The organism is Streptomyces sp. NPDC002446 (assembly GCF_053595675.1).
In genome coordinates this window covers 56,424-66,612 of the sequence record NZ_JBSFYC010000027.1, presented here as the reverse complement: position 1 = coordinate 66,612, position 10,189 = coordinate 56,424, and the positions used below count along the sequence as shown (strand labels likewise).

At 67.7% G+C, this 10,189-nt stretch carries 12 protein-coding genes and 2 pseudogenes; 9 read left to right on the top strand and 5 right to left on the bottom strand.

The window, feature by feature from the left end; all coding sequences use genetic code 11:
- Positions 1-21 precede the first annotated feature (21 nt).
- Entirely contained in the window at positions 22-186 is a 165-nt protein-coding gene (locus ACWD6P_RS17635) for a hypothetical protein (RefSeq protein ID WP_451445001.1), read from the bottom strand.
- Positions 187-651: 465 nt separating this feature from the next.
- Here ACWD6P_RS17635 and ACWD6P_RS17630 point away from each other — a divergent pair, with 465 nt between their 5' ends.
- Positions 652-1,443: an esterase/lipase family protein gene (locus tag ACWD6P_RS17630; RefSeq protein WP_451445000.1), complete on the top strand. Its 792-nt coding sequence runs from the start codon at positions 652-654 to the stop codon at positions 1,441-1,443.
- A 132-nt stretch (positions 1,444-1,575) separates the two neighbouring features.
- A pseudogene (locus ACWD6P_RS17625) lies at positions 1,576-1,668 on the top strand (plasmid mobilization relaxosome protein MobC); the annotation flags it as partial.
- 15 nt (positions 1,669-1,683) lie between these two features.
- Here the strand turns inward: ACWD6P_RS17625 and ACWD6P_RS17620 are convergent.
- Positions 1,684-2,934, bottom strand: a complete 1,251-nt coding sequence (locus tag ACWD6P_RS17620; protein ID WP_451444999.1) for a DUF3089 domain-containing protein — start codon at positions 2,932-2,934, stop codon at positions 1,684-1,686.
- Positions 2,935-3,357: 423 nt separating this feature from the next.
- On the opposite strand from ACWD6P_RS17620, the gene ACWD6P_RS17615 reads away from it, so the two are divergent.
- Positions 3,358-3,861, top strand: coding sequence for a SigE family RNA polymerase sigma factor (locus ACWD6P_RS17615; RefSeq protein ID WP_451445027.1), 504 nt, complete (start codon positions 3,358-3,360; stop codon positions 3,859-3,861).
- 231 nt (positions 3,862-4,092) lie between these two features.
- Here ACWD6P_RS17615 and ACWD6P_RS17610 read toward each other — a convergent pair whose 3' ends face one another.
- Positions 4,093-4,251 (bottom strand): hypothetical protein, encoded by a 159-nt coding sequence (locus ACWD6P_RS17610; protein ID WP_451444998.1) that lies wholly within the window; start codon positions 4,249-4,251, stop codon positions 4,093-4,095.
- A gap of 383 nt (positions 4,252-4,634) precedes the next feature.
- On the opposite strand from ACWD6P_RS17610, the gene secY reads away from it, so the two are divergent.
- Positions 4,635-5,942: a preprotein translocase subunit SecY gene (gene secY, locus ACWD6P_RS17605; RefSeq protein ID WP_451444997.1), complete on the top strand. Its 1,308-nt coding sequence runs from the start codon at positions 4,635-4,637 to the stop codon at positions 5,940-5,942.
- A 65-nt stretch (positions 5,943-6,007) separates the two neighbouring features.
- Here the strand turns inward: secY and ACWD6P_RS17600 are convergent.
- Together ACWD6P_RS17600 and ACWD6P_RS17595 are read right to left on the bottom strand one after the other, a co-directional pair.
- A pseudogene (locus ACWD6P_RS17600) lies at positions 6,008-6,188 on the bottom strand (MepB family protein); the annotation flags it as partial.
- Positions 6,189-6,282: 94 nt separating this feature from the next.
- Complete coding sequence (locus ACWD6P_RS17595) at positions 6,283-6,813, bottom strand: DUF5994 family protein (protein ID WP_451444996.1); 531 nt, start codon at positions 6,811-6,813, stop codon at positions 6,283-6,285.
- 291 nt (positions 6,814-7,104) lie between these two features.
- Between ACWD6P_RS17595 and ACWD6P_RS17590 the strand changes: the two genes are divergently transcribed.
- From ACWD6P_RS17590 to ACWD6P_RS17570, 5 genes are all read left to right on the top strand, one after another.
- A complete protein-coding gene (locus ACWD6P_RS17590; protein WP_451444995.1) occupies positions 7,105-7,662 on the top strand; it encodes a DUF5994 family protein in 558 nt (185 codons plus the stop codon).
- A 69-nt stretch (positions 7,663-7,731) separates the two neighbouring features.
- Positions 7,732-7,992, top strand: coding sequence for a hypothetical protein (locus ACWD6P_RS17585; protein WP_451445026.1), 261 nt, complete (start codon positions 7,732-7,734; stop codon positions 7,990-7,992).
- Positions 7,993-8,088: 96 nt separating this feature from the next.
- A complete protein-coding gene (locus ACWD6P_RS17580) occupies positions 8,089-8,361 on the top strand; it encodes a hypothetical protein (protein ID WP_451444994.1) in 273 nt (90 codons plus the stop codon).
- Between the two features lie 68 nt (positions 8,362-8,429).
- Positions 8,430-8,852, top strand: coding sequence for a YjbQ family protein (locus ACWD6P_RS17575; protein WP_451444993.1), 423 nt, complete (start codon positions 8,430-8,432; stop codon positions 8,850-8,852).
- A 40-nt stretch (positions 8,853-8,892) separates the two neighbouring features.
- Positions 8,893-10,134 (top strand): PP2C family protein-serine/threonine phosphatase, encoded by a 1,242-nt coding sequence (locus ACWD6P_RS17570; protein ID WP_451444992.1) that lies wholly within the window; start codon positions 8,893-8,895, stop codon positions 10,132-10,134.
- Positions 10,135-10,189 lie beyond the last annotated feature (55 nt).

The following is a 10,189-nucleotide window of genomic DNA, read 5'->3' as shown; positions in this document are numbered from 1 at the left end:
TTCAGGCCGATCCGCCTGGCGTCAGCCGCAGTGGGAGATGGTGCAGCAGTCTCCGGTGCACTGGTTGCTGCACAGCGTCGGGATACCGCTGCTGCCTTCCACGCGCGTGGTCGCTTCCTCCCTCGGGTCCGCGGCCTCGCGCACGTCGAGGTCAAAAACATCCATCGCGGTCTTCTGAGCAGCCATGACTACCTCCTGGATGAAACGGAATACGCGACACGTAAACCGATGAGTTATCGGCACGCAAACCGACGGGTTATCGGTCGGCACCGACTCTCGCAGCGCGATCGAATAGGCAGCAAGGAAAGAAATTAGCCATGCGCGGTTTTGCGCCTGTCCCTGCGGAACCACCGCAGGTCGCGCGCCCCCTCACGCCGCCGGGAGCCGCCCCCCTCCACGCGTCACCACTCCGGCTTAACCACCGCAATTTTCCGGGGATCCGAGACTCCAACCGGGTGGCGAAGCAGCCCATTTGAGGGCCGACAAAGCCTGTCTTGATCCTTTCTCGCACCATTTCCAGGCCGGGATCAGATCCCACTCATAAACGCATCTCGAAAGCGCACAAATTTTCGGCGAATAACCCCTTGCGCGCCCGCATGAAAACCTTCAATATATACAGACCGGAACGACCTCGCACCCCCGGAGGAATACGTGTCGAACACTTCGACCGACAGCGAAAACCAAAAACCACCGGAACAAAATGCGACCCATATCAATCAACGCAAAAACCGACCAGGAGGCACGTTCTTACGCCGCGCCCTATGGTTCCTGACAGCGACCGCACTGACCGCAGCCACCCTCGGGACCACCCCGGCTCAAGCAGCCGCCCCACCGAACCCGGTTATCTTCGTTCACGGCCGAAATGCCGACCCGGGAGTATGGAACACAATGCGGGCGGAATTCGCCCGGAACGGATACCCGGAAGACCGGCTCTTCGCCTGGTCGTACGACACCTCGAAGTCGACGAACGAGGTGCTGAGCGATCAACTCCAGACCTACGTCCACGCGGTGCTGGACCGAACCGGCGCCAGGCAGGTGGACCTCGTCGCCCACAGCCTCGGCAGCCTTCCGACGCGCTGGTACGTCAAGTTCGGCGACGGACAGGACAAGGTGGCGCACTGGGCCTCCTTGGCAGGCCCCAACCACGGCACCAGCATGGCCTGGTTGTGCGCGGCGTGGGACCAGGGCTGCCGGGACATGACCCCCGCGTCGTATGTCGTCACCCGCCTCAACTCCGGCAGCGCGACCCCCGGTCCGGTGAAGTACGCGACGTGGTGGTCATCGTGCGACGAGCAGATCGTTCCGCACAGCAGCACACCACTCGACGGCGCCCTCAATACGCACACCGCCTGTCTGAAACACAACGACCTCCTCGGGGACACCACCGTGATCCAGCAGGTGCGCTCCTTCCTCAACGGTGAAAGCAAGGCCACTCAGCCCTGACCGTCCTCCCTCACGTCGATGGTGGGCTTCCTGACTGTGACCTGGTCGTGCCGTTGCCCCCGAGCGCCAAGAGTGGGGGGCAACGTCCACGTTGCCCCCCCACCCGTTCGTCAGGCTTCCCGCGCGAGCGGACGAAAGCTCAACTCCGGCGGCGATCCACACCCTGGGGATAGCGCCACCCTGGCCCAGGCCGAGCGCACCCTGACGGCGGTCGCGCTCAGATGACCGACAAGACACTGCCTAGTGGTCGCGTGCCTGCCAGGTCGTGGACTGGGCGCGGACCAGCCGCGTGAGGTCGCCCTGTGCGACATTGAAGTCGATCACGTGCAGGCCGCTGAGCGGGCTCTTCGTGCCCGGCTCGGTGAATGCCGCGGTGTCGCCGGAGATCTGCAGCCAGCTGGCGGTGCCTTCGGCGCTCTCGTGGAGGTGGCACTCGCCCTGCAGGGCGCTGGGGTGGTGGAGGTATCCGGCGGCGGAGTCGGAGACGCGGTATCCGGTCAGTACGGTGCCCATGCTGCCCTTGGGGCTCAGGAGGTTGCCGTTGAGGGTGCGCTGGGTGGGCATGTAGGCGTCGAGCGGCTGCCGGCGGGTGTGGGGCGTGCCGTTGAGCAGTGCGGCGGGGTTGACGCACAGGACGTGGTTCTTGCGCGAGGTGGTGCGGCCGAACATGTCGTTGGTGGCGGGGCGTTGGGCGTAGCTGGAGTAGGCCACGACACAGCCTGTCGGCACGGGCGTACGGCGGGATGTCCGCGTGCATGCGGGGAGATTGCGGAACGAGGCGGTGGTGACGTCGCCGCCCAGCAGGATCGCCGAGACCAGGTGGCTGCGCATGGCCGGGTTCCGGTCGATCTGGCGGCGCATCATGGCCGTCAGCGCGGTGGCGCCCTGCGAGTGGCCGAGGATCACCACTCCCCGGCGCCGGTGGGTGACGGGGTCGATGTTGTCGTGCTCCCAGTAGTCCCGCCAGGCGCTGTCGATGTCCGCCTGGCCGCGGGTGAGGGCGGCGGACTTGTCGCGGGACAGGATCTCGGTGAATGCCGCCTGCCGGTAGACCGGGGCGAACATCCGGCACGTCCCGGAGAAGCGTGCGGCCTGGGCGAGCAGCACGGCCATCAGCTGTTCCTCGGACGCGCGGGACGCGTTCGGGCCCAGCATGTCCACCGTCGGGTAGGCGTAGAAGCAGTCCACCGACGGCTTCTTGGGCCCGGCGAAGGCTTCCTTACGGCCCGACGGAGACTCCTCGGCGTCCAGCGTCACCGTTTGGCCCGACGGATAGCGCATGGTGAACGAGCCACCGGAGTAAGGGCGTTGGGGGTTTCCGGTGAGGTCCTGGTTGCAGGGGTTGTCCGCCATACCGGGCTTGCACAGCCAGGCGGTTCTGTCCGCGGACTGGTTGCCCGATTCGGCTGCGGCGCTGGTCGAGGCGGCAGCGGTACCCGAGAGAAGCGCCAGGGACAGCACGGCTGGGGTCAGCCGGGCAAGCAAGGGCATAGTGCTCCTTTGGGAGGATGAGGAGGATGAGGAAGATAAGCGGGTGATGCGATATGTATCGCTACGGATTCCTCAACGCCTCCGCTGTCCCCGGGTCACGCCCCAGGCCGCCCCGTAAGCCCATGAGGTGAGGGCTCCTCGGCGGCGCGATGGCCCTCGTCGGGGCGCCGATGAGACGCCGGTTGGGGGGCCGCCCTCCGTCGCCCTCAGTCTGAACGTGCGCAGCCTGCCCGGCATCCCGTCTGACCTGCCGCCGCCGAGCCAGACAACCCGAGCCAGACAACCCGACCCAGACAAGTCGCGTCGTGGGCACGGCCAGGACGGCGCGCGTGAGCCACGTCACTTGGCGGGGGTGCATAGCGGGGCAGGGGCCAGTGTCTTTATTGAGGTTGTAGGGGCGTGTTGAGGTGAGGGGTGACGCTGATGGGGCAGTTGCGGGCCGAGGAGTTCGACCGGTTCGTGGCGGCTCGGTGGTCGGCGTTGCTTCACCTGGCGCGGCTGTTCACCGGTGGAGACCGGCACCGGGCCGAGGATCTGCTGCAGGAAGCGCTCGTCAAACTGTGGTTCGCCTGGCCGAAGGTGGCCGAGCAGGCGCCCGAGGCGTATGTGCGCAAGGTCCTGGCCCGTGCTGCGGCTCGCTCGGCACGGCGTCGCTGGTGGGGCGAGCACCCTGTGGACCAGCTGCCCGACCCGCCCGAGGTGGCAGATGAGACCGCTGCCGTGGACGAACAGGCCCGGTTGGAGGCCGTGTTGGCGTTGCTGCCGGCGCGGCAGCGGGCTGCGGTGGTGCTGCGCTACTACCAGGACCTGCCCGAGCGGGATGTCGCGGAGGCACTGGGCTGTCCGGTGGGCACCGCCCGTTCACTGACGACCCGCGGCGTTGCACGGTTGCGTCAGCTTCTGGCTGAGGCAGAGCCGGTGGAGTGAGGAGGGAGCTATGGATCACTTCGAGCAGGAGCTGGCGCGGATGATGCGTGACGGCCAGGAGGAAACGCTCTATGAGGACCGGCACCGAGACCGACTGCACGCCGGCGTTCGCGCACGCCGGCGGGCTCGAGCGGCCTGGACGGCCACCGGATCCGTGCTGACCGTTGCCGGGCTCGGAGTCGGACTGATGGTCCTGCCGAGCTCCTTCGCTCAGGACGGCCCCACCGGCCCTCAGCGCCGCCCCGGCACGCCCGCGGAGTCGGTCCCGATGCCGTCGACGTCCCGCCCCGTGCCCCCTGCCACGAAGGCGCCGATGCCGACCTGTACGTCAACCGCCCGGCCGGTGCCGATGCCGTATCGCCCCTTGCCCCCCGAGCCTCCGATGTCCACCCGTACCTCACCCCTCAAGCCGGTTCCGATGCCGACCTGCGCCTCAACTGCCGGTCCGGTTCCGGCGCCGACACACACCTCGACCGCGAGGTAGCGCCCCGGCCGCGTTCAAGCGGTCCCGAGGGGTGTGTCCCGAGGGGTGTGTACGGAAGCCCCGTGTCCGTACACCCGGTCCGTACGCCTGGGCCGTACACCCGGGCGAGAGGGAGACGGCGACTTCGCCTGCGCGCGCACCGCGCCCTGGGCAACCAAGTCGGCCACGGGGGCCTGCCTCGGAACCTGCCGGGCGGGCGGGCTCCGCGCAGTACAGCCGCTACGTATTCATCGATCCTCAAGACCGTCGCCTCCCTGCCCTGAAAGTGGCGGGAGGCGCAGGAGGCACCGTGCTCACCGCGTTCGCCCGGGCGTTCAAGACGCCCGACCTGCGCAAGAAGCTGCTGTTCACCTTGGGCATCATCGTGCTCTACCGGATCGGAACCCACGTCCCGGTCCCCGGGGTGAACTACGCGAACGTCGAGTTCTGCATGGAGCGGCCCCACGCCAACAGCGGGTTGTTCGGCCTGGTGAACATGATCAGCGGTGGCGCGCTGCTGCAGATCACGATCTTCGCGCTGGGGATCATGCCGTACATCACGGCGAGCATCATCCTCCAGCTGCTGACCGTGGTGATCCCCCGGCTGGAGGCCCTCAAGAAAGAGGGACAGTCAGGCCAGGCGAAGATCACCCAGTACACCCGCTATCTGACCGTGGCGCTCGCCGCCCTGGAGGGCACCGGTCTGGTGGGCGCCGCCCGCGGCGGTGTGCTCTTCCAGGGCTGCACGCGCCCGATCGTGCCCGACGACTCGGTCTTCACCATCATCACGATGGTGATCACGATGACCGCCGGCACCTGCCTGACCATGTGGCTCGGTGAGCTGGTCACCGCCCGCGGTATCGGCAACGGCATGTCGATCCTGATGTTCATCTCGATCGCCGCGCGCTTCCCGGCCGCGCTGTGGCAGGTCAAGCTTGAGGGCGAGCTCGCCGACGGCTGGATCGAGTTCTTCGCGGTGATCGTGGTGGGCCTGGCGATGGTCGCGTTGGTGGTCTTTGTCGAGCAGGCACAGCGGCGCATCCCGGTGCAGTACGCGAAGCGGATGATCGGGCGCCGGTCCTATGGCGGTACGTCGACCTACATACCGCTCAAGGTGAACCAGGCGGGTGTGATTCCCGTCATCTTCGCGTCGTCGCTGCTCTCCATCCCGGCGCTCATCGCACAGTTCAGCGGGTCGAAGGCGGCATGGGCGACCTGGCTCGCCACCGTCTTCACCAAGGGAGACCACCCCGTTTACCTCACCGCGTACACCTTGTTGATCGTGTTGTTCGCCTTCTTCTACGTCGCCATCAGCTTCAACCCCGAAGAAGTCGCCGACAACATGAAGAAGCACGGTGGCTTCGTCCCGGGCATCCGGGCCGGTCGCCCGACGGCCGAGTACCTCGGCTATGTGCTCACCCGGATCACATGGCCGGGCTCGCTGTACCTGGGGCTGATCGCGCTCGTACCGACAATGGAGTTGGTGCTGTTCAACGCGAACCAGAACTTCCCGTTCGGCGGGACGAGCATCCTCATCATCGTGAGCGTGGGTCTGGAGACCGTGAAGCAGATCGAGAGCAAGCTTCAGCAGCGCAACTACGAAGGTTTTCTCCGCTGATGCGCATCGTCACCCAGTAGTGCGAATCGTCGCCCAGTGGCCGGGCGCCGTGGCGCAGCGGGCACCTATGGGCGGTAGAGGGCGCGGGCGCGCGTCAGGTCGGCAGGACCGGTCTGGCCGAGGCCGAAGAAGTAGTTCACCTGCCATGACTGGGTGCTGCGGGCCTGCCCCGTCGTCGGCGTCGAAGGGCCGGATCGGCCCCTCCGCAGACCGCTGCCACACGGTGACGAACTGGCCCACCTTCGTCCTGCCATCGCGCCCGTGCGCACTGTCCTGTCCGGGGCAGCCTGTGTCCCTCGTCGTCGAAGGAGCGTCGAAGCATCGAGCATCGACGGCTTCCTCACCGGTCTCCGTGTTCGCGGCCCGTCTGAGACTCTTCCGTGGGAACCGGGTGTGCGTGACGAGTGCCGGTATCGATGAGGATCTGCTCGGCCTGGGTGACGTTGCTGGCCTCGACTGCCCTGGTCATTGCGGCGCGGGCCGCTTCAGGTGTCGCGTGCGGCGGAACCACCAGCAGGGAGAAGTAGTCCTGGTCGCCTCGGGTGATGAGGACGGTGTCGTCACCGACCGGGAAGGAGTCGATGTGCACGACCCGGTCGCCGATGACCAGACGCGTCGGCAGCTCTTCCCACGCATCGGCGTCCAGGCCGACGCGCAGGACGGGGCCGAGATGCTCGGTCAGCGCGGCGATCAGACCGGGGAGCTCGGCGCCGATGTCGCGCGAACGCGGCCACCACGCACCGTCGAGAACTTGCTCGCGGGTTTGCGTGGTCACCAGCCGCAAGAGGGCTGTCCCGGGCCTGACGGCCTGGTGGACCGCGTCCGGCAGAAGCTTCGGGGCGCGGGGAGTGTCGGAGTCGGAGTCGGCCATGTGTGTTCGCCCGCCTTCCGGGGCGGTGCGTCCGCCCGCCGAGGTGACCTCTGACCTCGTCACTTCACCGTACTCCGGGTGCCGGGGCAGCGCGGGCGCGCCCGCACGGTGGCGCAGCCAGACCCGCGTTCGCCAGGAAAGTTCCTGGTCACACGCGCCTTCACGGACGGCTGGGCGGAGTAGAGTGAAGAGACCGGGAGTACTTCGCACACCGGCTCCCACGCCGGTGCCGTTTCCGGCGAGCAACAACACCGGGACGTCGAAGACGAGCCCCGGGGACAGGTTCGCGCCATGACCGCGACCATCGACCGTACGATCGTCAGCGAGCGCGAACCTTCGTCATCGGCCCGCCTCGCCTTCACTCCGGCAGGATCGCCTCCGGGTCTCCTGGACGGTGCCTGGTGGCCCCGCTCTCGCGATCTCTCCCGCGAACTCCCCGCTCTGATCGACGTGCTGGACGCGCGCTGGGGCCGGATCACTCATGTCACGGTGAACCCGGCCCACTGGCCCGTAGTGCCGCGAAAGGTGCCGGTGACCGGGCACACGGTGCACGTGGGCTGGTTCGCCGCAGAGCAGGACCCGAACAAGCTGATCCTCCTCTCCTACACCGCGGGCCGCTGGGACCTGCTGGTGATCCCGCCGGAGACCGGCGCTGCCGCCGCCGCCCGGCTGATGTCCGCCGCGGCCGCCCCCGGCGGCCTCCACACCGCCAGCGCGCTGATGACGAGCGAGGACACCGCCCGTCACGCGCAGGAGGAGCTGCAGGAGGAAGAGGAGTGGGAGACCGACGGGGGAGCCGCCTCGGCGACCGAGAAACCGGCCGGGTTCCTGACCTCCGCCCGTCCCTAAATGACCGAGGCCACCGCCCGTCCCCAGATGAACGAGGCCACCGCCCGTCCCCAGATGAACGAGGCCACCGTGAAGCCACCAGAACTCCCCTCGGCCGGGCGCGCCGACGTGCGCATCGTCGCCGCGTCCCCCGAAGCCGCCCGTCGGGTCGCAGAAGTCCTCCGTCATCACTTCGCAGCCACCGAACAGCGCAGCTATCCCGTCGACGACTCAGGCGGAACCCGCCTTCACCTCACCGTCGACACCACCCGCACACCAGAGCCGGCGCAGCCCTGGCTGGTGACCAGTCGATCCTCCGGGGACGCCCGCACACAGACGGACGAAATCTGAAGCCAGAGCCGGCAACGGGCGGCGGGGTGGGGCGGGCGTACTGCTCCACCTGTCCCACAGGCTCCGAGTCGGCGCCGGCACGAGTGGACAGCGATCATGGCAACACTGCAAGAGCGGAAGCACTACCGCCAAGCGATCATGAAAGCCCTGTACGAGACCACGGAAGGCAATCGCTTCCTCGGTGTCCCCGGGGCAAAGCTGCGCGACGATCTTCAGATCCCCGAGCAGGATCTGGCCGCTGCCTGCGCATATCTGGTGGGCGAAGGGCTCGTCACCATCGACTGGGCACAAGGGAACACACCCGTGATGGTCACGCTGACGCACCAGGGAATCCGGCTCATGGAAGCCGAAGAGGAGGAGGGGGGCTGACGCGAAGCGAACGGTGTTCACCCGTCCGGCCGTTAGCGCTCAGGTCCCGGGACGGGTACCGGTGAACCATGGCTGGCACCTTCACCACCCGCACGATCACCATCACAACCGGCTCCACCGAGACCCTGCACGACCTGACGAACGCATGCTCCGCGTTCCTCCGGGAGGCCGCTCATGGGCGCAACGGACTGCTGAACATCTTCACTCCCCACGCGACGTCCGGTCTGGCCGTCATCGAGACCGGTGCGGGCAGCGACGATGACCTGCTGGCGGCCCTCCGCGACGTTCTTCCGGCGGACGACCGCTGGCAAGACCGCCACGGCGGTCCAGGCCACGGCAGCGCCCATATGCTCCCGGCTCTGGTCCCACCGCACGCCACACTGCCCGTGGTCGACGGTGAGCTGGAGCTGGGGGCGTCACAGTCCGTCGTACTGGTGAACACCGACCGGGACAACCCGGAACGCCAAGTCCGGCTGTCTTTCCTCAGCTGACCACACGACTCTGCACCTGGTCTCCGGCGAAAGGGCAGCTATGGCGGAGGGTGATCGGCAGCCTGGCAAGGACGCGGTGGACCGGTCGGAGGGGTTCGGCGAGCGGCTGCTGGGGGTGCTGCTGGACCGGGCGCACGAGATGCCGCCGCAGCTGATCGCCCCGCTGGTCGCGGAAGAGGTGGCCAGGGTCGGTGGCCGGGATATCTCGATCCTCCTGCAGGACTATGCGCAGCTGCTGCTGGTGCCGCTGCCGGGTAGGCATCTGGCGGTCGGCGAGCCCGAGCCGATCGGTGACTCCCACGCCGGCACGGCCTTCCTGAACGCGACCTCCGTCGAGGTACCGCAGGCTGACGGCGTCCGGATGTACCTACCGTTGCTGGACGGCAGTGACCAGGTGGGAGTGCTGGCCGTCACCCTGGAGACCGTCGATGACGACGACCGCCGTCTGCTGCGCAGGCTCGCCGGCCTGGTCGCCGACATGCTGGTCACCAAGCACAGCTACACCGACCAGTTCTTCCTCACCCGGCGCCGCGCACCCATGAGCGTGGCCGCGGAGATCCAGTGGTCTCTGCTGCCGCCGCTGGCAATGTCCGTACCGCAGGTCGCGGTGGCCGGAATCCTGGAGCCCGCCTACGACGTCGCCGGCGACAGCTTCGACTACGCACTCAACGACGACATCCTGCACGTGGCCGTGGTTGATGCGATGGGCCATGGCTTGAACGCTGCCACCATGGCCACCGTCGCCATCGGCGCCTACCGGCACTCCAGACGTGCCGGTATCGACCTGTCCGAGATCTACGCGTTCATGGATCAGGCCATCGCCGAGCAGTTCGGGCCCGAACAGTTCGTCACCGCGCAGATGATGCGCCTGAACATCTCAACGGGCCACCTGCAGTGGGTCAACGCGGGCCATCCCGCACCGCTGCTGATCCGCAACCACCAGGTCCTGCGGCAGCTGGCGGGCCCGACCACCTTGCCGGTCGGCTTCGGAGGTGAAAAGCCCCAGGTCAGCGAGCAGAGACTGGAACGCGGCGACCGGGTGCTGTGCTTCACCGACGGCCTGATCGAGGAGCACAAAGCCGGCCAGGAGCAGTTCGGCGAGGAACAACTCGTCCACTGGGTCAACCGCATCGAGCACGCGGAGAAGGGAGTGCGGGCAGTGGTGCGCTCGCTCTCCCACAGACTGAAGGAGGAACGGGGCGGGAGCACCAGTGACGACGCGACTCTCTTCTTGATCGAGTGGCGCGGGGGCGCCGCCGACCACCTCGCCGTACTGGAGTGATCCGGTACTCGCGTCGTCATTGACGGAGCCGACGGCGCGCAGGCCGCGCTGCCTT

Coding starts and splice junctions, on each gene's coding strand:
- ACWD6P_RS17580 (WP_451444994.1), top strand. CDS start 8,089: ATGGCAACACTGCAAGAGCGGAAGCACTACCGCCAAGCGATCATGAAA.
- ACWD6P_RS17615 (WP_451445027.1), top strand. CDS start 3,358: ATGGGGCAGTTGCGGGCCGAGGAGTTCGACCGGTTCGTGGCGGCTCGG.
- ACWD6P_RS17620 (WP_451444999.1), bottom strand. CDS start 2,934: ATGCCCTTGCTTGCCCGGCTGACCCCAGCCGTGCTGTCCCTGGCGCTT.
- ACWD6P_RS17595 (WP_451444996.1), bottom strand. CDS start 6,813: ATGGCCGACTCCGACTCCGACACTCCCCGCGCCCCGAAGCTTCTGCCG.
- ACWD6P_RS17590 (WP_451444995.1), top strand. CDS start 7,105: ATGACCGCGACCATCGACCGTACGATCGTCAGCGAGCGCGAACCTTCG.
- ACWD6P_RS17575 (WP_451444993.1), top strand. CDS start 8,430: ATGGCTGGCACCTTCACCACCCGCACGATCACCATCACAACCGGCTCC.
- ACWD6P_RS17570 (WP_451444992.1), top strand. CDS start 8,893: ATGGCGGAGGGTGATCGGCAGCCTGGCAAGGACGCGGTGGACCGGTCG.
- ACWD6P_RS17635 (WP_451445001.1), bottom strand. CDS start 186: ATGGCTGCTCAGAAGACCGCGATGGATGTTTTTGACCTCGACGTGCGC.